Origin of the sequence: Microcoleus sp. Pol1C5, assembly GCF_036701115.1 — a bacterium.
GTDB lineage: Bacteria > Cyanobacteriota > Cyanobacteriia > Cyanobacteriales > Microcoleaceae > Microcoleus.
The window spans coordinates 1-21,990 of sequence record NZ_JAUBQE010000015.1 but is presented as its reverse complement, the minus strand read 5'-3'; the positions used below and the strand labels follow the sequence as shown (position 1 = coordinate 21,990).

The following is a 21,990-nucleotide window of genomic DNA, read 5'->3' as shown; positions in this document are numbered from 1 at the left end:
ATTTACCTTATCCTTTTTTACTGTTTTACTAGCTTCTTCATTTTAGCTATTTTTTTATAGATTTGCCAAAGTGAGATGCACCCGAGCGATCGCCCCTTTCAGACACCGCTGCATATAAATTTGAGCTACCGTATCATTAGGGTTGATTTCCAAGCACGCCGAAAACAATCTTTTAGCTTCGCCACACTTGTCACTATAGTAGAGTACCAAAGCTTGCTCAAAGATTGTCTTTGTCTCTAACTTTTTCTGTCGTAACTCTGGCGGATCGGCCGCAAATACTTCATAAAGTGTTACCATTCGCGATTTGCCTTTAACTGTTACGCGATCGATCAACCTCAAATCATAAATATCGTTCAACTGTATAAAAGTATTGTGAGTAATTAACATCGAAACTCCATACTCTTTCGTCAAACTTTCCACGCGGGAGGCTAAGTTTACCGCATCGCTAATCACCGTGCTGTCCATCCGGCTTTGGCCACCCACCGTGCCTAACATCAAAGAACCCGTATTAATTCCAATGCCAATTTGCAGCGGCGGGCAATCGACCGGATTACGACTAATATTATACTCGTTAAGCTGTTCTAGCATGGCAATTCCAGCTTTCACAGCATCGTCCGCACTGCCATCAAACAGCGCCATAATCGCATCGCCAATATATTTATCAATAAAACCAAAATGGTCAGTAATTGCCGGTTCCATCCGCGACAAATAACCATTAATAAATTTAAAATTCTCTTCGGGATTCATCCTTTCCGAAAGAGAAGTGAAATCGCGGATATCTGAAAACAGCACCGACATTTCTTTCTGTACCTGATCGCCTAATTTGACTTCCAGAATACTTTCATATCCCAGAAAGTGGAGAAATTCGTGCGGCACAAACCGCCCGTAAGCATCTGTTAATTTTTCTTCCGCTGCTAAAGCTTTTTGCAACTCGTCTGTGAATTGGCGGCGCTCTGTTTCTACCTCTAGACGTTCTGTGATGTCTTGAAAAGCAGCTATGGCGTAAACTATGTTTTTCCGTTCGTCGTAGATTGGAGTCGCCCAAACCTCGATCGGCACAACGCGATCCGACCCATGAATTTCGAGATCGTCCATACGCACAAATTCTCCCCGCAACGCCCGAACAATCGGTTGGCTATCCCTCGGATACAATTGATTAGTGCCAGCGTCGTAAAAATGATAAGCTTCAGGAAATTGGTCAGTACCCCCATCAAAAATTAAACCTTGGGCTAGTATCCTTTCGCCCCAAGAATTCATGTAAAAAGGTTTACCCTTACCATCGACAACAAATATTCCCACTGGCATCGCTTCTAGGAATTGAGTCAATCGGCTTTCGTTTTCTGACAGTGCCTCATTTAACTTTTCTTCGGCTGCCAAAGCTTTTTCTAAATCATTAGTAAACCTGATTCGTTCTACTTCCACCTGTCTTTGCAAAGTAATATCCTTAGCAAAACCCTGATAGTAAAGAACTTCACCGTTAGCATCATAAACTGTGCGCGCATACTCAGAAATCCAGATAATGCTGCCATCTCGACAGTAAACCTGAGACTCAAACTCACACAGAGTACCGTGCTGTTTCATCAGCGCCAGAAACTCTTGACGGCGGTTCGGTTCCACGTACAATTGCTGCTGAATATCATTAATACTTTCTATCAATTCTGACGCGGAATCGTAGCCGTAAATTTCCGCCAGAGCAGGATTCGCACTAATAAAATGTCCGTCCGGCGTCGTCTGAAAAATACCTTCTAGAGCATTTTCAAATATCCCGCGATACTTCTCTTCAGCTTGAATTAGCGCCGCTTCAGCTTCCTTGCGTTCACTTATGTCACTAAAAGCAATAATTGCATAGGAAATGTCGCCTGTAGAATCATAAATTGGAGTTGCCCAACTCTCTACAGGAATAATCTTATTAGCTGTACGAATTTCTACACCCTCAGTCCGCACATTTTCACCCCGAAGCGCCCGCATAATTGGCAATTCTTCCACGGGGCATCTCTGATTAGTCCCGGTTTTATAGAATTGATAAATGGCTGCTTTTTGCTCTGAATTAATATGCGGCACAGTGCCTTTTCCAAATATATCCCGCGCTTTCTGGTTAGCGTAGAAAGATTGCCCGTTTGCATCAAGTACACACACGCCCAATGGCATAGCTTCTAGATATTGCGTCAAGCGACTTTCGTTTTCATGGAGTTTGGCAATCAGCATTGCCTGCTTGCGGTTTAATTTTACCAACTCCTGATTCATTTCCTGAAGTTCTCTTTGTTTTTCGGCTAATTGTTTATCTTGAAAATATTTATATATTGCCTCAGTGACAGTTAATTTTAAGTCATCACATTGCCAAGGTTTAGGTATATATCGGTACAATTTAGCATAGTTAATAGCATTGGCTACCGCCTCCAAATCTGCCTGCCCCGTCAGCATAATCTTGAGACAGTTCGGCGAGATAGCATGAACGCTCCTTAATAGTTCGTCTCCTTTCATACTAGGCATGATATGATCCGAAATAACCAAAGGAACTTCATACTGTTCTGCTAAAAGTTCGGACAGCAACTCTAAAGCTTCTTCGCCACTTTGAGCCGTTTCAATTAAATATTTATCTTCAAAGGCTTTTAGCAGGTCTATTTCCAGACTATCGAGTATAGTCTGCTCATCATCTACACAAATAATGACTGGTTTTTTCATAAATTTGCTAGACCAGACTTGATCGCTTCTATTAATTCTTGATTTCGCCAAGGTTTTTCTATGAAAGCATGAAGATTGGCTTGAGCTTTTGTGCGCTCGATTGCTTCTTGGTCTGCTTGTCCTGTCAGCATCACTGTCACAATTTGCGGATATTTTTGATGAATTTTAATCAGCAACTCATCTCCTTTCATTCCAGGCATCAACCAATCAGAGACAATTACTAAAATGTTAACCTCAGCTTCACATAGCTCTTCAATAATCTCTAGGGCTTCGGCAGCACTTTCAGCAAATTCCCAAAGATATTTACCGTTAAAAGCCTGTTGCAGTTCAATTTCCAGGCTTTCCAACACCCCTACTTCATCGTCCACACACAAAATTGCTGATTTAGACATCGCTAATTTCCTTCTTTAGTTTGGCAGGGTAAAGCCCGATGGGTAAGCACACCGTTTTCCAAATTCTACATTCCGCGCGGGTAGACTGCAAATTTTAGCCCCAGACTTCAGTCTCCGGCGCTTTACCTACTCAGTTAAATTAATCGGCAAAGACACGGTAAATTCTGTTTTACCGGGCATCGACTCCACATCTATTTTACCCTGATGTTTTTCAATTATTTTTTTGACAATATCCAGCCCCAACCCGCTGCCTTCTCCCGCAGGTTTAGTAGTAAAAAACGGCTCAAAAATTTTCGGAATAATCTCTGGTGGAATCCCCTTACCGCTGTCAATAATTTTTACCAAGACGTTGGAATCTTGTTGTCCCGCGTCAATTGTTAAAGTTCCTTGATTGTCCATCGCTTGTAAGGAATTGTGAATTAAATTTGTCCAAACTTGATTGAGTTCGTCGGGATAACAGAGTACCGCCGGCAATTGATCTTGATAGTTTCTGACAACTTCCACACCCTGCTTGATTTGGTTTTGATAAAGGGTTAATACCGTTTCAATTCCATCCGTAATATGAACCTGTATTTTTTCCCCATTTACATCGTAACGCGCATAATTTTTTAGAGCAAAGACGACTTTTGCAGCGCGTTCAGTAGCGGTAGCGATGGTTCGGGCGCTTCTGTGAATGCTAGCAAAGTCGTAGGCGGTTTTTATGATATTTTCGCTGTCGGGATCTTTGAGCAACGACAAGAATTCTTGCAGATTTCCTTGCAATCCGATATTGACTAAAATGCTAGCAAGGCTGTCAGCATTGTCAATGCCTTCCGAATCTAGTTGCTGCTTCACGCCTTTTTTCAATACCCGTTTTTCTCGCGTAGATAAAGAGTAATTTTGTTTACTAGAACTGTACATCAAGCGCAAGAAATCTTCCTGGCGTTCGGCTGACAGTTCTTTAAAAAAAACTGGCAAACTTTCGAGATTGTTATCCAAAAAGCTGGTAATATTTCCAATAGACGAGCGAATCGCCCCCAACGGCGTATTAATTTCGTGAGCAATGCCTGCAATCAGTTGCCCTAATGCAGCCATTTTTTCCGATTGCACTAATTGATTCTGAGTAGCTTGCAATTTGTTTAAAGTTAGTGTCAGTTCATCGTTTTTCTGTTGAAGCTTTTTTTGCAACTGGCACATTGCTAAATGGGTTTCTACCCTAACTAGAACCTCTTCCACCTGAAAGGGCTTGGTAATATAATCTACGCCGCCTACCGCAAAGGCTTTGACCTTATCAAGTACCTCATTAATCGCGCTAATAAAAATTACGGGGATGTCGCAAGTTCGTTTATCAGCTTTGATCTTTTGGCAGACTTCATACCCATTCATTTCAGGCATCATAATATCCAGCAAAATCAAATCTGGAGGCATACCTTTTGCCGCCGAAAGCGCTAACTCGCCGCTAGGTACCGGGCGCACTTTATAGCCCTTGGTGTTCAAAATTCCGGCTAGCAGCCGCAAATTAGCTGGGGTGTCGTCAACTACTAAAATATTACCGCGCTCGGTGCTAAGAATGTCGTTATTCATGTGATATTGCTTGAGATATTAACTTTAAAACTTTGTCGTACTCAAAATTTTCTATACAATTTGCGATCGCACCGGCCGTTACTGCATCCTTTAATCGAATTTGCTCTATCAAGGTATCAATTAAATCCATATCTGCATTCAGTATCGCCAGATTTAAATCAGCTACCAGTGAATCAGGCAATTTCACCAAATCAGTCGCAGTCATTGCGCGATCGCCCTCTTTGATTGCCGATAAATTAGTTTGACCCGGATCTTCATAAATATAGCGCACTCCGATATGTTTGTGCATAGCATCAAAAATATCGGCTTCCCGGAAAGGCTTCCTCATAAAAGCATCGCAGCCCGCCGATAAAATAACTGCCCGTTCTTCCTCCAAAACGCTCGCTGTCAGCGCAATAATAGCTGTAGCTTGACCTTTAATAGTGCTTTTAATGTATTGCGTCGCTTCGTAGCCGTCCATCACAGGCATTCTCATGTCCATCCAAATTAGATGCGGTTCCCAACTCTCCCAAATCTCAATAGCTTCTTGACCGTTAGTACCTTCTTTTAGCTCAAAACCCAGAGGAGAGAGGATTTTAAGTAACAGTTGGCGGTTGAGCGGTTTATCGTCTACTATCAAAATTCGATAGGTGGGTTGGTGGGGTTCCAGAGCAATAACATTGCGGGTCGGTTTTAGGCTTTCAATATCAGCCGCATCTACCGCAATAACTTGAATGTCAAACTTAAATTTAGTTCCCTTGCCAACAGCAGAACAGACGCTCATTTCGCCGCCCATTAATTCCACAAATTTGCGACTGATTGGCAATCCCAAGCCAGTACCTTCTTGCGAATCTTTGCCTGTCTTGGTTTGCACGAATGGTTCAAAAAGAGCGTCTAATTCATTGGTAGCAATACCTGGACCAGTATCTTCGACTTCAAAATGAAGGAAGAAGGAAGAGGTAGAAGCTGAATCGTCATTTGGCGTGGCAATAATCTGGTTGTTCGAATGACTGAATTGAGATATTTTAAGACCTTTAAGTGCTGAATTTTCTGTACTTAGTGATAGTTCTGGGTGAGCACAATTCCCCTTTTCTACCTGCTGATTGCTGCCTAATGACTGCTTGCTAACTCTGACGGCTACACCCCCATCATCGGTAAATTTAAGAGAGTTATTGAGCAGATTAATTAAGATTTGGCGCAACTTTATCTCGTCGGCTTCTACATATTGTGGCACCTCGGTGCTCCGATCAAAAACTAACTGCAACTGCTTGTCATGTGCCTTGAGTTCAAACATATCTTCCAAGTTGTTTAGCAGGCGATAGAGGTCAAATTTTTTGGGATTGAGGGTGGTGCGCCCGGATTCAATTTTAGATAAATCCAGTACGTTATTAATCAGGGTGAGCAGGTGTTCTCCGCTGCTGTTAATTATGCTAATGTTTTCTTGATGTTCTGGGGATAGAGTTGGGCTGCGAGTCATCAGTTGGGAAAAGCCAAGAATTGCATTGAGAGGCGATCGCAATTCGTGGCTCATGTTAGCAAGAAAGGTGCTTTTAGCTTGATTCGCTACCTCTGCTTTGTCTTTAGCTACAGCCAATTCTGCCGTCCGCTCTTGCACTCGGTTTTCTAAAGTTTCAAAAGATTGTTGCAGTTGTTGAGCCATGCTGTTAAATGACTTGGCTAATTCCCCCAATTCGTCCGAGCGTTCGCTTTCTACGGTTGTGTCCCATTCACCTTTAGCAATATTTTTTGCTGCTGCATTTAAGCGCAAAATAGGGTTTGTCACCCACCGAGAAGTCAGAATGCCGATCGCCACAGCTACTCCTAAAGCTGCGAAACAAAGCAAAACCGCTGTGCGGGTATTGGCATCGATTTCTTTGGTGAAATCTGCTTCGGGAACAACTACGACAATCAGCCAGTCTAAACCTTTGCCGTCTTGGAACGGCAAGACTTTTAAAAATTGTCGCTTGTGATTTATTTCAAAGCTCAATAACTCCGATTTTTTAATTAGGTCTAATTTTTGATACTGTGCAGTTAAATATTTAGCTGTAGAGCGAGTAAAAAGGTTGCTACTTTCTTCTACTTTAAACAATTGTCTTTGATTACCTTTAGTGCGAAACGGGTTTTCGTTTGTAGAAGTTGCTAACAAAGTACCCTGGCGATCTATAATAAATGTTTGACCGGATTTGCCAACTTTGAGACTGTTGAGAAATCTCCCAAGATGGTCGAGACGCAAGGCAGTAAATAAGACTCCTTCTAGCTGATTCTTTTCGCTGTATACTGGTTGGATAGCACTGATAAGTAATGTCGGTTCTAGTAAGGAAACAAAAACCGAACTCCAAGTAGGTTTGCCGACTTTTACGGCTTTTTGGTACGCAGGATGTTGCCGATTATCATAGTTTTTGGCAATGGTGGTAACTGTAGTGCGATCGCCTCGCTCGTTTGTATTGTAAGAATAAAAATTTAACCCAATAGATGTTTCTATCACATTAATGGTTCGGGAGCCGTTTGACAGTTGTTCACCGGCTCTATAATCTCCCTTATCGTTGCCAACGGAGGTAAAATTGATATATGGATATAATTGTACTTGGCGCCAAAGATATTTATCCCAAGCTGATAAGTTTTCCATCTTTAACAAGCCGATCTTGACAGCATCCAGCTTGGTTTGATTGATTTGATGGGGAGTTGTCAGGTAAACTTGCAGATTTTGCTCGACACGCAAACTCACCTCGCTCATTAACTGACTGGCAAGGTTATTAACTGCTTTTTGTCCGTTTCTAAAAGACAGATATCCTACGAGTCCCACGGCTCCCACGATTTGCAGTATAAATGGAACTATGAGAACAGTTCGCAGCGGTAATTTGTCTAAAATTTTATAAATCATAAAATTGAGAGATTTGGTGAACTTAGCCTACAACCGTCTTTGCAAAACCTGTCTTAACAGCATCACCATTTACTGCCGATTAGCTAGGAGGAATTGGTGCGGGCTATTTTAGCTGTGGTAGATGCTCGACCCCGATCGAATGTGAACCTAATGTTTGCTAGATTAAAGTCTCTTATTTTACCCATTTTCGTATTATTGTTGCCATTTAGGTAAAATTTGCAGTCTCTGGCTTCGACAACAGCCTCATGCTTGATTGCGCGAGCGAGTTTAACCCGCTTGACCCATGCGGTTTGGAGGCCGGCCAGGAAATTTGCGATCGGCACTCGCCATTTTCCGCAAGACGTGTTATACTCTAAACAGTAGAGGGCACGTAGCTCAGTGGATAGAGCATCAGGTTCCGGTCCTGAGGGTCGGGGGTTCAAATCCCTCCGTGCTCACTTAAATTTATAAAATGACTGATTTTGAGAGACCGGGGACAAATTTTTGTCCTCGGTCTCAATTATTTTGATTTAAGCGTCAGTGTCAAAAATCGAATCGCCGCTGTAGTCGCAGGTCGCCGACTGATTGCGCCCCTGTTGCTTCGCACGGTACAGTGAACGATCGGCGATCGCAATCAAGTCAGCCGATGATAGTTCCGAAATCGGAATCAAGTTAGCGATACCCATACTAATAGTAACTACATCGCTCACATCAGAGGTTTTGTGAGGAATATGTAAAGCTTTAATAGCAGCGTGAATCCGTTGGGCCACCGAACTCGCTCCTTCAAGATCGGTATTAGGCAAAATGATGGCAAATTCTTCTCCGCCGTAACGCGCCACCAAATCCGCTGGACGGTATACCACCTCTTGCACAATTTGAGCAAGTTTGAACAGACAACTATCCCCCATTTGATGACCGTAGCAATCATTATAACGTTTGAAATAATCCACATCAAACAACAAAAGAGAAATAGGTTTTTGTTCCCGGTATAGCCGCTGCCATTCATGCTCTAAGCGGTCATTAAAACAGCGGCGATTAGCAATTTGAGTCAACCCATCAATATTTACCACTTGTTCTAAGAGGTGAGTAGCGCGGGCTAGCTCTTCGTTAGAGAGTGCCAGTTGTTGATTAATTTCTCTCATGCGCGCTTGGGCCTGCTGCCTTTCTGCCAATTCCTTCTGCAACTTCTGAAAAATATCCGCTTGCTTAATGGCGAGCGCTAACTGATTAGCAATCTGTTTAACAAGGTCAACTTCAAATTCTTCCCATTGCCGAGGAGCAGAACATTGATGAATACATAACAACCCCCACAAATCTTGTCCATTGAGCAACGGCGCAACTAAATTAGCCCGAACCGGAAATTGTTTCCAAAGAGCGCGGTAACAGTGTTGAATGTCAATCTTATTAATATTTTCAACTACCTGCATTCTCCATTCTTTATATGAATCAATACCTTGTTCACCACCACACGGGTCGTTAAATTGATTTCGGCTTACCAATTTACATCCTTCGCCTACAGATTCTGAAACAAACTCACCATATCCAAATTTACTGTCAGGATCGAACTTAAATATGCCAACGCGCTCGGCATCAAGAAACAAGCGAATCTCTTGCGAAGCAATCTCAAAAATTGTAGACAAATCAAGAGATTGACGGATGTGTTGAGTAATCTCTTGGAGTAATATCGCCTTGTCGTACTGTTGCCGCAGAGCAATTTCCGCTTGCTTTTGGGCGAGAGTAGCTGCCTCTGCTGCTTTTTTTGCTTTAATAATTTCACCTTCGTATAGGATACGCTGGCGGATACAGATCAAGATGCAATTGTTGACGAAGTTTCCTCCCTGATTCCGCCGCACAGCGTTGATCAGCATGGGTATATCACTACCCTGCTTTGACCTTAAAGAAAAGTAAATTTCTTCTACTTTACCGTCGAGCTTCAACAGGGGGAAGAAATGGGTTTGAAAAAAAATCCGGCTGGCTATTGGCAGAATGGAGTCCATTTTCCGTTGCCGCAGTTCATCGGTTTCGTATCCGAGTAATTGCAGTAATGTGGCGTTGACCATTACGATCGTACCATCGTCAGCAAACGAGAGAAATCCACAGGGTGACGTGTTGAGTAGCTCGTCTATCTGGTAGGTCATGTTTGCCATACAAATCAAGTAGTATGAGGTATACTCAAATACTCCTTAATCATCTCGATCGTCTCTTGTGGATGACTCAGGTGCGGGCAATGTCCCGTAGCTTTCATCAGCCGTAGCGTACTTTTAGGTAGGTGGCGCTGAAGGTAATGCCCTACCTCGCTAGGAGCAATCACGTCCTCAGCGCATTGCAATATCAGTGAAGGTACTGATACCTTGGGTAAATCACTGCGATTGTCAGAGTAAAAAGTCACCTCGGCAAAGCGACTTGCAACCACCGGATCAGTGGAGCAAAAACTTGTCTCAAGTTCCTCACTTAACTCAGGACGATCCTGATTCTGCATCACCATTGGCGCCAGAAAGCTTGCCCAACCAATGTAATTTTTCTCCATGATATCGAGAAGATCCTCAATATCTTGGCGCTCAAACCCTCCGTAATAATTTGGTAAATCATTGATGTAGCAAGGTGAAGGCCCTAGGAGAATCAGGCGATTAAAGTAATTAGGAGCTTGAATAGAGGAGAGGATACCGATAATACTGCTGACCGAATGACCGACAAAAATCACATCTGTCAACGCCAATTCTTCACAAATATCGAGGACATCCTGAACATACCCATTGAGAACGCTGTACCGTTCATAACTGTAGGCACTAATATCAGACTGTCCCGAACCTACATAATCAAATAGGATGATTTTGTAGTCCTTCTCGAAAGCCGGTGTTACGAAACGCCACATATTTTGATCGCACCCAAATCCATGAGCAAACATCATCGTCTGGGTGCCTTGTCCAAACACTTTTATATTATTCCGTAAGAAAATTTTTTTAGTCATTTGAGCGACACGAGCATTAAATTAATTATAAGACTTTTGCGCGCTTTGATGAGGGAGGATTGCTGATTCCACATAGTGGTAGACAACAATTCAGGATGTCCGATTAATTGAGTGGCAACCTCAGCACTGACAGGCTTCCTCAACATATAATGCTGCCCAATTTCCTAGGCGCTAGCTTGTAACAATTCCCATTTCGCTGGGGTTTCCATTTCTTCGGCAATTGTGCTCAGATTTAAGCCATGTGTGATTACAACTGTGGGTTGGGCAATTCCGCGAGCGATCGCTCCCAACGCTGGCTAAATCGCGGACAAGTGAGGGATCAATTTTGAGCGACTTGACCAGAAAATTTTTCAGATTGTTAAAAACAGCATAGCCAGGCACAAAATAATCGACATAAATCCCAATACCACGCTTTGATAATTTGCTCAAAACATGGTATGTAATGTCAACATTAAGCCTCATTGCCGTTCCCGTAATCTCTAGCTATAGATATTTTGGCTTCGTATCGGTGCGCTCAAGGATGCGATCGCTCTTAGCGATTAAAGTCGGTTGGCTGACTTGACGTGCCGACAGATTCACCGTGATATTAGGCAGAATTAGTCCTGCTGCTAGCCACTGCTGATATTGCCAGCAAGCTTGCTCTAAAATCAATTTGCCCCATAGCCAAATCAATCCAGTTTTTTCGGCGATGGCAATACATCGATGGCGATGAATCCAACCTAGTTCAGAAGAACACCGTCCTACTATAACTTTAACACCAGCAAGGCTACCTGTTTGCCAATCGAGCTGAGGTCGATCGTACAGCAAGTATTGGCTTTCTAAGCACAATTCAAGAGATTTGCGATCGCCAGGGTATTAGATTTGGGCGAAGGTATTGTTGGTGTGTAAAAACTATAGGTATTGGGTACGAGAGGCAACAAAAGCTCCTATTTCCGCAATTAAGAACCTCCAAAACATTGTCGCGGTTGCTATAAATGTTCACAAACTCCTCAAATTAAAAAAGTTGGGTTTCCTAGCTCAACCCAACCTACTTTTAAGAACGATGAATTACTGCTAACCCTCAAATATCCTCATCGTCTTGACCTTGCACACCCTGGAGAATCCGCGATAGCTCACTCTTCTCATTAATCGTAATTCGAGTCGGAGAACCGCTGATAATCCGTTCGTAACCACGGAACGAATCTTTAATTTGTGGGCCTCTTTCAGTAATTGTGTATTCCCGAATTCCTTTGTCGTGCCACGAACCGCGCATCTTAAACACATTAATTGCCCGCGACATTTCTCCTCGAATCTCTACATACTGCAGCATAATAATCGTGTCAGTAATCGTAGAAATATGGGAGTCCGTAATCGAATTAGAACCCATAAACTGGTCGCTTGTATTCGTAAAAAAGCCGGTTATTTCTTCCTGCTTTGCAAAACCTGTCACTCCGATCACAAATTGCCTGAAAGCATTATTGCTGACACCTCTAGCTAAGGCCGACAGCGAGTCTATAGCAATTCGAGAAGGTTTGAACTCCGCAATTTCTGATTTAATAGTCTGCAAGTGGTCTTCCAAACCGGCAGATTCCGGGTAAGTACACAGCAGCTTCAGCATTCCTTTCTGTTCCATTTCCTCAAAATCAATGCCCCAAGAATAAGCATTGCGGAACAACTGAGCCCGCGACTCTTCATAGGCAAACAGCAGCGCCCGATTGCCGTTCATACAAGCATTCTGCAAGAACTTGCTCACTAAGAGCGTTTTGCCGGTTCCCGTTGCACCCGTAGCCAAAATAATCGAGTCTTTGAAGAAGCCGCCGCCACACATCTCGTCGAGAGTTTTATCGCCCGAAGAAACCCGCACGTTGGAAGACTTTTGAGTTAATCGCATCGCCCCCAATGGGAAGATATTAATTCCGTCATTAGTCATAGTAAAAGGATATTCGCCCTTCATATGAGTTGTACCCCGCAACTTCAAAATTTCGATGGTGCGGCGGCGGCGTTCTCCTTCCAATACATTGCGAACAATTACCACATTATCCGACACAAACTCTTCCACTCCAAACCGAGCTACCGGGCCGTATTCTTCCACCCGTTCCGTCGTCATAACTGTAGTTGCTCCGACTTGTTTGAGGCGCGCAACTAAGCGAAAAATTTCTCGGCGCACCACCGATGCAGCATCGTACTGCTGAAATACGGCGGTAACAGAATCTATTGAAACCCGCTTGGCTTTGTACTTGCGAATGGCGTACTGAATTCGCTCGATTAAGGCTGATAAATCAAAATTTCCTACGATATCTTGACCTTCTGGATCGGGGGAAGCGTCCAAAATAAATAGCTTGCCTTCCTCGATTAACTGTGCCAGATCCCAACCGAAACTGCAAGCATTTTTAATAATATCTGTCGGAGATTCTTCAAAAGTTACGAAAACTCCAGCTTCGTCAAAATGGGTAATTCCATTATAGAGAAATTGTACGGCAAATAAAGTTTTTCCCGTTCCTGATGTGCCACTGACTAGGGTGGTTCTGCCGAGCGGCATTCCGCCGTGACTGATGTCATCGAAACCCTCAATCATCGTGCGAATTTTTTCAACTCCTGCCGTTACCAATCCTTCTCGTTTAACCGTTTGACTAATTTCATTCATGTCGATTTTTGTCAACTCTCAGTATTCTTTAGTTGTCACTCATTAACCGCCGATCATGAGTCTTTGTACCCAGCTTTTAGTTTTGGCTCTTGCTCAATAACTAATGACTGCTGACTGCTGACTAATGACCCCGCCCAAAAACCGATACCGTGCCACGTACTCCTGTCGTGGAAAGATAAAAATTTTAGACTTGTGTTCAACCTCCCAGATTCATCTGTTGAGTAAATCTAAAATCTAAAATCGTTCGACTGAGCACGACTCGACGCTTCGACTGAGCGCTCGCCGAACGTTTCACGCCAAACCGAAGTCTTAAATCTAAAATCGACTGACTCTCACCTGATTATCTTATGAATTCAGGTCTTCTTCGCGAAGTTCTTCATAGAGCAAATCTAATCCTATCAGAACTTTCTCACGATCGGACAAATCGCCAATAATTTTTCGCACCGGTGGCGGCAGGATTTTTGCCAGCGTCGGGGTTGCCAATATTTTGTCCTCTTCTGCTAACTGAGGATTTTTGAGAACATCTATGACTTTCAGCGCGTAGACACCTTGAAATTCTTGTTCTAGGATGTCCTTTAGGGTTTTCAAAGCTCGCACTGAGTTGGGAGTATTCCCCGCAACGTACAGCTTCAGAACGTAGGTTTTCTTCAGAGGACTCATGAACTTTTTTAAATGTTGAGTATTAGTTGTCAGATGTTAGTTGTAGTTGTTATTTGTCTTAAATCCGCTGTTCTTTGTTATTTTATAATAATTTCCGCCTCGCCCTCGCGCGACAGTTTGTCGGCTTCTTTCTTTTTTGTTTGATTCTACCTTCTACCTTTTCTTTCTTAAATTATGCCGAATCCCTTCTACCTTCTACCTTGAGAGGTCTCTTTCGGAATCGATCGCCGATACATCTCGCACATATGAGCGATCGCGTCAATCAGGGTCAAGCGGTAATCGAGCAATATTTCCTCGCTGCGCCCTTCTATTTTTAGCTGTTTAGCAAACTCGTCCATCAATTCCATGTGAATCTCTACAATTTGAGTCACGGGAACGTCCGCAAAAAAAGCCAAATTCACAAATTCATCTATTTGATTGTTGACCGCAGCATCTTGAGAAAAATAATTCAAAACGATGTCGCGATAACTTGACTTGAGTTGGTCCAAAAACTTTTGCTTCTCTGGTACCGACAGATTTCTCAAAAAAATCTGGGAATTTCTTTTATAATACACACCTAAGTATCCTAATCGCTCCCGTAGTTTTTCCGCCAGTCGCCGCTGCTGTCGGCTGAGCAAACTTTGAGCAGTCAATTGGGCTGTCGCATCGACCGTTACGGATTGGTAATTGACAGGAACCGGAGTTGAAAGTTTCAGAAATTGTGCGATCGCCCGATCGATACCGGCAGCTATTTCGCTCAATCGAGCGATTGCCAGTTGCACCTCAGCAGGGTGATAAAAAAAAGCACAGCTTTCGTCTTGACTCTTGTTGGGGGTACTGGCTGCGGCCTCAAAACCCTCTGAATATGGTGCTTGGGGCCTGCAATCTTGGGGGTGAGGCGAAAAAATCACAGCAGGCAAAAAGATCGATCGTTCTTGCAGCTTGCCTAGAAGCGATCGCAGCTCCCCATCCACCTCCAAAACCAAACAATCAAGGTGATAATTGTGCTTAAGGAACCCCAAAAGCTCCACTGCCGAGTTAATGTGCGTTAAAGCATAGCGTTCGCCTCTCAAAAGCTCGATCGCAGAGGCTGCGATTTCCTCAGAGCGGACAAAAATACCGATAGACAGTTGAGGAAGCAAAGCTGTAGGTGCACCACCTAAGTTGCCTGAAAGTGCTGGCTCGCTCAGAGTTGATATCTCCTTTACAAAAAACTTAACATTTTAACAATCATCTCAATATTTATTTTAACCAATCTTAACCGCAAAATAAGTGATGCGCTTCTACCAAAGGAAGAATCAAAGTGTACTCTGTGGTTTTTGTGTCAAGCACCCTGAGCGTGATTTCTGCAATTAAGCTTAAGCCTTAAAATAATTGCTAGTCGCCTCAAATCAGGCGTAGGCATCCAACTCCCCGGTCTCGGTGCAGATATCGAGCCTGATAGCGAACTGATATAAAACTAATAAGATACAGAAATTCGCAGCTACATTGAGCATCAAAAATATTACTGCTCTCGCGAGCAGACTCTCAGGTTTGTTATGCTACTCACCACCCCCAGTCTCAAAAATTTTATCGAGCCAGTGCCGCTGTGCCACCAAACGGCTGCGCTAGAATCGCTGCAGTCAATTTTCAGCTCCTGCAACTGCGATCGAGTCGCAGTAGTCAACGAACAGCTACAGCCGCTGGGATTAGTGTACCTCCGGAGCCTTTGGGCTTGGGGAGCCGATCGCACAAACGACGGGCAGCAACCTTTGTCAGAAAGCCCGATCGCGATCGAACCAGTCAGGGCATTACCCGGCGCTATGAGCGTCAGGGAATTCTGGCAGTACATGCAAACAGAGGAACAGAACACCCCAGACGGGCCAAACCGCCAAACCGTCGGCATTTCCTCAAACACTCCGATCGCGCTCACAGATGCCAGCGGTCAATTTTTAGGAATGCTAGACAGCCTGAGCCTGCTGCAATTCGCCGCACTCAACAGCAGCTCGCTCTGCAGCCTCACAGAGCCGGCAACAGCCGTCAAAGAAATCGAATTAAAAAAACCAATTTCCGAAGCAATCGCCACGGTCCTAGACGCTCAAGTGCGCTTTCTAGAAGCAGGATTGAAACCTTCGGAAAACCTGAACTCCCTAGTCGAACTACTGGAAAAACTGCCCCTGCCCCTAAGATTGCAAACCCCCACCGCACAAATAGTCAGCCAAAACGCAGCGTGGCGGATTTTGCTGGGAGCAGGCCCAGAACCAGTTCCAGAACCAGCAGCAAATTTGGGTAAACACTCGCCCCGCAAACCAAGCCATTTAACAAGCGAATACAAGAGCGTGCAGTTAGAGGGCATCACCAAAGAATGCAGGAGCCTAGTAGGAGCAAGTAGATCGAGCGATTCCCTGCGGGATAGCTTCGCCGCGCGTGATTCAACAGCAGCCACCAGTTGCCCGCTGCCCCTGTACGCTGCCGCCTCCCCCTCAACATTAACCGCTCCAGCTTGGTGCCCCACCGCCGGCAAACCAGACACCTACATTTGCGAGTGCCCCGTACAAAAAGGTCAAGAACGGATCTGGCAATTTGTCAAACAGCCGCTCTCAGACAAGCTAATTTTAGTAATGGGCCAAGATGTCACCGAAGAACATTTAGTCGCCAAAGAACTAGCAGCGAAAAACGCAGATTTAATCCATCTCAACCGACTAAAAGACGAATTTTTATCCTGCATCAGCCACGAACTAAAAACCCCGCTCACCGCCGTCCTCGGTTTGTCCAGCCTCCTCAAAGATAAATTGATTGGAGAACTCAACGATCGCCAAACACGCTACGCCAAACTAATCCATAAAAGCGGGCGGCATTTGATGACAATAGTTAACGATATATTAGACTTGACCCGGATGGAAACCGGGCAGCTAGAACTAATTCCCGAACCAGTCGAAATAGCATCAACCTGCCAAAGAGCCTTTGAACAAGCAAAACAACTGCAACAGCAAGAAGAAAAAAACCCTCCCGCCCCGAGCAAAACGGACGGTACAGAAAACGCAGAACCCTCCGCCCAAATAGAATTTACACTCGAAATAGAACCGGGACTGAGCCACTTAATTGCCGACGAACTGCGACTGCGGCAAATGCTGGTTAACCTCCTTTCCAACGCCCTAAAATTCACCGAACTCGGCGGCAAAATCGGATTGAAAATAAATGTTTGGGAAGGCTGGATCGCATTCACGGTTTGGGACACGGGCATCGGCATCCCCGCCGAGAAACAACACCTAATCTTTCAGAAATTCCAACAGCTAGAAAGCCCCCTCACCAGGCGCTTTCAAGGAACCGGACTGGGACTGGTACTGACTCAACGCCTAGCTAGGCTCCACGGCGGGGACGTATCGTTTATTTCCTCAGAAAACCAAGGCTCTCAATTTACCCTGTTGCTGCCACCAAATCCTCCGGGAAATAGCAGCGAAGAAGTCTCGGCAGAGGAAGCCGCTGAGGAAGAATTATTACAACCCCAATATCCGACTCTGACCGCCAATTCTCGCTCTCGTTTAGTATTAATAGTCGAAGCAGTTCCCAAATATATCGAAGATTTAACCAACGTCATCTCAGGTTTGGGCTACCAAGTAATAGTCGCCCGTTCCGGCACCGAAGCGCTGGAAAAAGCTCGCAGGTTCAGTCCAGAAGCGATTTTCCTCAACCCGCTGCTGCCGCTGCTGTCGGGTTGGGACGTGCTGACGCTGCTCAAGAGTGACCCGGATACCCGATCGATTCCGGCGATCGTCACGGCCACCAGAGGCGAAAAAGAACGGGCCAGTGTCAACAGAGCCGAAGGCTTTTTGAGCTTGCCGGTGGAAGAACCCGCTTTGCGGCGCCTGCTGGCAGACTTGATCGGTCACAGTAATGCTAGTAGCCCCAAAGTAAGGAGTTCTTTAACTGTGTTGTGGCTCAGCCCGCAAAACGGTTCCTCTCAAGGTTCCGCTTTACTGCTCAACCCCAACTACTGCCGGGTTTTAGAAGCAGACGACCTCGGCCAAGCAGAACTCGTGGCCAGAATTTGGCGGCCCGACGCGATCGTCTTAGACGGTACAAGTCAACTGCAAAACCCCTTAGCTTTTATCGAACAGTTAAGTCGGTCTCGAAATTTGGGTTCTCTCCCCTTGGTGACTTTAGACCCTCGAACTACCCAACTGGCAAATCAAGTCAAAGGATTGTCGGTATTTCCATGTTTAGCCACTAGCAGTCCCGACGACAGTGAAACTTCACCAACCGGGTTAATGCCAAGTGCTTTGTGGCAAGTGATTCAAGTTGCTGCGGGCATGAGTTGGAAGCCCAGCATTTTATTTGCCGACATTTCGACTTTACCCGATTTGCACTCCTCTTCTGGGGGGAACCCGACGGAAGAATTGGAACATTGCGAGCGATCGACAAATGCCGAGATTCCCCTCCCCAATTCCCAGTTTTCTACTCCTAACTTTCAAGCTTTGATTCAGTACATCCACACAGCAGGATTTCGAGGGTCGATCGCTCCCTGCTGGACAGAAGTTTTGCAGCAGTTGCAATATCAAAGCGTTGACTTAGTTTTGCTGTGTTTGCGAGATGCCCCCTCAGAATCCCCCGCTATGTTGCAGGCGCTATCGAACCTGCGCCAAATGGCAGTAAAACTGCCAATTTTAGTCTGGGATTATCGGTCTGCTGTAAATTCGGAATCCGAGGCGATCGACTTTCTACTGCAAGAAGTATCTGCTAAAATTTTGCCTTCTTCCTTATCAGCAGCACAATTGTTAGACAAAATTCAACAGAGTTTATTAACGCATTCAAGTTCCTGAAAATAAACAATTTACCAGGTTTGTAGAGAGGAATTAACTCGTTTATTAACCAGGAAAAATTAACTATTATTTATGAGAGAAAACAGAATTTGGTAACTATTTAACTGTCAATCGCGAAGCGTTATTTGTTAACTCAGTCAAGTTTATACTAACTCATAATTTTGCCTATTTGTAGTGAGGCGATCGGTCCTCTATAAAACAGTGAATAAAAACGACTACCCTGAGTGTAAATATAATTTGAGAAGTATTTAAATGAAAACCCAGAAGTGTGGCGAGTCAAGAAGCAATATCAAAACTCAAAAATATGAGTTATTATAGGCGATCGAGAAACCCTTATATTTTTTTCTGGGGCTGTACAGTGCCTAATCGCATTCCTTTAATATCTCTGCTACTCGCACTCGGTTTGTGGACAATGCCCGAGCCTGCTGTCGCACAGGCACTCCTGCCTTACACCCTGCAAATCGACTCGGCCCAACTTGAACAAACAGCCTTGAGCCTTGCAGAAGAAGCCGTCCAGCTAGCCAGGCTGCAGCAGTACCAACTCGCCGTACCTAGAGCCGAACTCGCCACACAGTTAGCCCCCAAAAATGCTCAAACTTGGACTTTGTTAGGCAGCTTGTACCTTCAAGTCGAGCAGCTTGACAAAGGCATTGAAGCTTTGGGGCAAGCTCAATCTCTGTCACCAGAAAATCCATCTATTAAATTTGTCTTGGGAGAAGCTCACTTTCGGAAAGCGAACTACGAGAAAGCAGTCGAATATTTGCAAGCAGGGTTAAAGTTAAAACCAGACACTCCAGGTGCATTATTTGATTTAGGCAATGCTTTTTACAAGCTCAAGCGGTTCGATCAGGCGGTCGCCCAATACGAAAAAGCCTTTGCTTTAGAAAAAAACCTGTGGCCAGCTATTAACAATATCGGATTAGTCAAATACGAAATGGGAGATGTTGATAGCGCCATCAAACGCTGGGAACAAGCGATCGCGATCGACGACAAAGCAGCAGAATCAATGCTAGCTCTAGCAGTAGCACTCTACGGCAAAGGTGACAAAGAAAAAGGCTTAGCGATGGGAGAAGCAGCTCTAACGCTCGACAAACGCTATGCTACCGTAGAATATCTCAAAGAAAACCTCTGGGGCGATCGTTTAATCGCAGATACCCAAAAGTTGCTAGCAACTCCTGAAATGAAAGCAGCACTGGCTAAAATTCAAGACGCCCCACCGCCTGCCCAAATGTCGCCTTAATTGTAGTTAAGTTGGTAGTGAGGACTTCAGTCCTCAAAGCCTTTTTTAACTGATAACCAACTATCTTATTCAGGACTAAGACAAAAAAATAGTTGAATACGTTATGGGTAGGGGTAAGGTGCGCCCACAGCGCACCCTACAGATAGAGTTGGTGCGTAAGTTTATTATTGCCACAAAGCAGTTGCTGTCTTCAATTCTCCAATCTAAAATCTAAAATCTAAAATCGCATGACCCCCCTAAGCTGGACAGAATTAGAAGCCCTCACAGACTTTGAAGTCGATCGCGTCAACGGGCCAACCAACGCTCAATCCCGCTTGCGCCTCTTTGGTAAAACCGAATCCGATGTGCGAGTCATCCTGTACCGCGACAACCATGCTTGGTGTCCCTACTGCCAAAAAATCTGGTTGTGGTTAGAAGAAAAACAAATCCCCTACCGCATTGAGAAAGTTACTATGTTCTGCTATGGGGAAAAAGAAAGCTGGTACAAGCGCAAAGTGCCATCGGGAATGCTACCGGCGATCGAACTAGACGGCCGCATCATCACTGAAAGCGATGATATCTTAATCGCCCTCGAACGAGTCTATGGCCCCTTGGGTTTGGGCATGGAAAACCCCGCAGTAATACCCCTGCGGCGGTTAGAGCGACTGCTATTTAGAGCCTGGTGCTCTTGGCTGTGCTACCCAGCAAGTTCAGCAAAAGTAGAACAGCACAACCGCAACCAATTTATCAGCGTCGTCGCCCAGGTAGAAAAGGCTCTCGCCAGCACTCCGGGGCCTTATTTCCTCGATGAATTTGGGACTGCGGATGTGATCTTTACGCCCTACGTCGAACGCATGAATGCCAGTCTTTACTACTACAAAGGTTACTCGATGCGGGAAGAAAACCCGCGCTTTGCTGACTGGTTTGCGGCGATGGAAACCCGTCCTACCTATCGTGGCACTCAGAGCGATTTTCACACCCACGTCCACGATTTACCGCCTCAGATGGGCGGGTGTTATGAAAACGGCGAACCTCAGATGCTACTCAATAAAGCCCGCGTGGATAATGGGCCTTGGGCTGGACTGCCGGATGTGATGTATCCAGAACCGGAAACCTCCCGCGCTGAAGCACTTCACCGCGTCATTAAGCACCAGCGCAACATCGTTCGAGTCAATCCTGCTGATGACAAGTTATTCGATGAGGCTTTGCGTTGTGCTTTAACTTTGATGATGACTGGCGAAGTTTGTACGCCGCCGCCGGGTTCTGATGCGGCTTTGCGGTATTTGCGCGATCGGGTGAATGTGCCCCGCGATATGTCGATCTACGCGGCCAAGCGATTGAGGGAAGCTTTGGAGGAAACGGCGGCTTTGGTGGGTGATGGCCAAGGTTCTCCGATTCTGCTGAAGCATCGGCGAGATCAAGATCCGGCTAATTTTGTGTAGGGGGCGATCGGAATCAGACGGAATCGGCGTTGCTGCTGCTCTACTTCATCAGCTTGCTATCTGCTCGATCGATGAAACTAAAGGTTGATGTGATTTTTAATCGGGTTCTGTTTGAAGAGAAGAATACTGGGCTGGTGGAGTTGGCGATCGCTCCTGAAGATGAGAATAAATACCCATTCGTCTGTCCCAGTAGCGCTCCTGCGGATTTTATGGACAGACCGGGGAGGGTTATTGAGGAACATCAATCAGCCTTTAGCTATGGTTTAATGGGAGGATTTGCTTCAGCAAAACACTCATTCATTCTTGAAAGGAGGCATGAATACTTCTACTTTATGCTCATTAACATTTTCCGTAAAAATAAGCTGTGAACATTCAGAACGTAACGTTTTCCATAGCATGGTTTCTTCATAATGCTCAAGTTCTGCAGGAATGTAATCTAGGAGCGTTTTAGAGCAGACAACGATTAATCGTTCTTGAACGCGAGAAAATGCAACATTTGATCGATTGAGGTTGAGTATAAATTCCACATTTTTACTAATTGCAGAGGGATCGCTTGCTGTTGCAGAAACAATAATATTTGGACGTTCACCACCTTGTAATTTTTCGACAGTATCAATCACATCAACAGCTTTTCCATAATAATCTGCTAACTCTGTTTTAAGTAGCGTTCTTTGGGCGCGATGAGGGGTTACAATCGCAACAGAGCCATCATTAATTTGGCGTTGCTGAATTGATGTATGATATAGCGATCGAGAGCAAAGTTGACGAAAAACAATGAACAGCAAATTAGAGTCCCTCAAATGTCCTGAATGCAAGTCTAGTCG

The 21,990-nt window shown here is 44.8% G+C and carries 13 protein-coding genes, 1 tRNA gene and 1 pseudogene; 4 read left to right on the top strand and 11 right to left on the bottom strand.

Going from position 1 to position 21,990, the window contains the following annotated elements:
• Positions 1-54: 54 nt before the first annotated feature.
• From QUA23_RS10710 to QUA23_RS10695, 4 genes are all read right to left on the bottom strand, one after another.
• Positions 55-2,682: a PAS domain S-box protein gene (locus QUA23_RS10710; RefSeq protein WP_333076001.1), complete on the bottom strand. Its 2,628-nt coding sequence runs from the start codon at positions 2,680-2,682 to the stop codon at positions 55-57.
• Complete coding sequence (locus QUA23_RS10705) at positions 2,679-3,074, bottom strand: response regulator (RefSeq protein ID WP_333076002.1); 396 nt, start codon at positions 3,072-3,074, stop codon at positions 2,679-2,681. The genes QUA23_RS10710 and QUA23_RS10705 overlap by 4 nt, the downstream gene beginning before the upstream one ends.
• 126 nt (positions 3,075-3,200) lie before the next feature.
• Positions 3,201-4,637 carry a response regulator gene (locus tag QUA23_RS10700; RefSeq protein ID WP_333076003.1) on the bottom strand — a complete coding sequence of 479 codons (1,437 nt, stop codon included), beginning with the start codon at positions 4,635-4,637 and terminating at the stop codon, positions 3,201-3,203.
• Positions 4,630-7,497, bottom strand: coding sequence for an ATP-binding protein (locus QUA23_RS10695; protein ID WP_333076004.1), 2,868 nt, complete (start codon positions 7,495-7,497; stop codon positions 4,630-4,632). Before QUA23_RS10695 ends, QUA23_RS10700 begins: the two co-directional genes overlap by 8 nt.
• A 364-nt stretch (positions 7,498-7,861) precedes the next feature.
• Here QUA23_RS10695 and QUA23_RS10690 point away from each other — a divergent pair.
• Positions 7,862-7,934 (top strand) — tRNA-Arg (locus QUA23_RS10690).
• A 72-nt stretch (positions 7,935-8,006) separates the two neighbouring features.
• Here the strand turns inward: QUA23_RS10690 and QUA23_RS10685 are convergent.
• The 6 genes and pseudogenes from QUA23_RS10685 to QUA23_RS10660 form a co-directional block, all read right to left on the bottom strand.
• Complete coding sequence (locus QUA23_RS10685) at positions 8,007-9,623, bottom strand: diguanylate cyclase domain-containing protein (protein ID WP_333076005.1); 1,617 nt, start codon at positions 9,621-9,623, stop codon at positions 8,007-8,009.
• Between the two features lie 5 nt (positions 9,624-9,628).
• The gene (locus QUA23_RS10680; RefSeq protein WP_333110368.1) at positions 9,629-10,384 is read right to left on the bottom strand and encodes an alpha/beta hydrolase; all 756 of its coding nucleotides are present in this window, start codon (positions 10,382-10,384) and stop codon (positions 9,629-9,631) included.
• A gap of 231 nt (positions 10,385-10,615) precedes the next feature.
• Positions 10,616-11,251: pseudogene (locus QUA23_RS10675) on the bottom strand (EAL domain-containing protein).
• Between the two features lie 253 nt (positions 11,252-11,504).
• On the bottom strand, positions 11,505-13,067 hold the full coding sequence (gene kaiC, locus QUA23_RS10670; RefSeq protein ID WP_333068315.1) for a circadian clock protein KaiC: 1,563 nt from the start codon (positions 13,065-13,067) through the stop codon (positions 11,505-11,507).
• A gap of 345 nt (positions 13,068-13,412) precedes the next feature.
• The gene (gene kaiB, locus QUA23_RS10665) at positions 13,413-13,727 is read right to left on the bottom strand and encodes a circadian clock protein KaiB (RefSeq protein WP_006632119.1); all 315 of its coding nucleotides are present in this window, start codon (positions 13,725-13,727) and stop codon (positions 13,413-13,415) included.
• Between the two features lie 188 nt (positions 13,728-13,915).
• A complete protein-coding gene (locus QUA23_RS10660; RefSeq protein ID WP_333076009.1) occupies positions 13,916-14,848 on the bottom strand; it encodes a circadian clock protein KaiA in 933 nt (310 codons plus the stop codon).
• A gap of 396 nt (positions 14,849-15,244) precedes the next feature.
• On the opposite strand from QUA23_RS10660, the gene QUA23_RS10655 reads away from it, so the two are divergent.
• From QUA23_RS10655 to QUA23_RS10645, 3 genes are all read left to right on the top strand, one after another.
• Positions 15,245-18,505 carry a hybrid sensor histidine kinase/response regulator gene (locus QUA23_RS10655; RefSeq protein WP_333076010.1) on the top strand — a complete coding sequence of 1,087 codons (3,261 nt, stop codon included), beginning with the start codon at positions 15,245-15,247 and terminating at the stop codon, positions 18,503-18,505.
• A gap of 358 nt (positions 18,506-18,863) precedes the next feature.
• Complete coding sequence (locus QUA23_RS10650; RefSeq protein ID WP_445243489.1) at positions 18,864-19,745, top strand: tetratricopeptide repeat protein; 882 nt, start codon at positions 18,864-18,866, stop codon at positions 19,743-19,745.
• A 227-nt stretch (positions 19,746-19,972) separates the two neighbouring features.
• A complete protein-coding gene (locus QUA23_RS10645) occupies positions 19,973-21,166 on the top strand; it encodes a glutathione S-transferase family protein (protein ID WP_333076013.1) in 1,194 nt (397 codons plus the stop codon).
• Between the two features lie 293 nt (positions 21,167-21,459).
• Here QUA23_RS10645 and QUA23_RS10640 read toward each other — a convergent pair.
• Positions 21,460-21,990 (bottom strand): AAA domain-containing protein (locus QUA23_RS10640; RefSeq protein ID WP_333076014.1); only part of this gene is annotated, 531 nt, incomplete at its 5' end.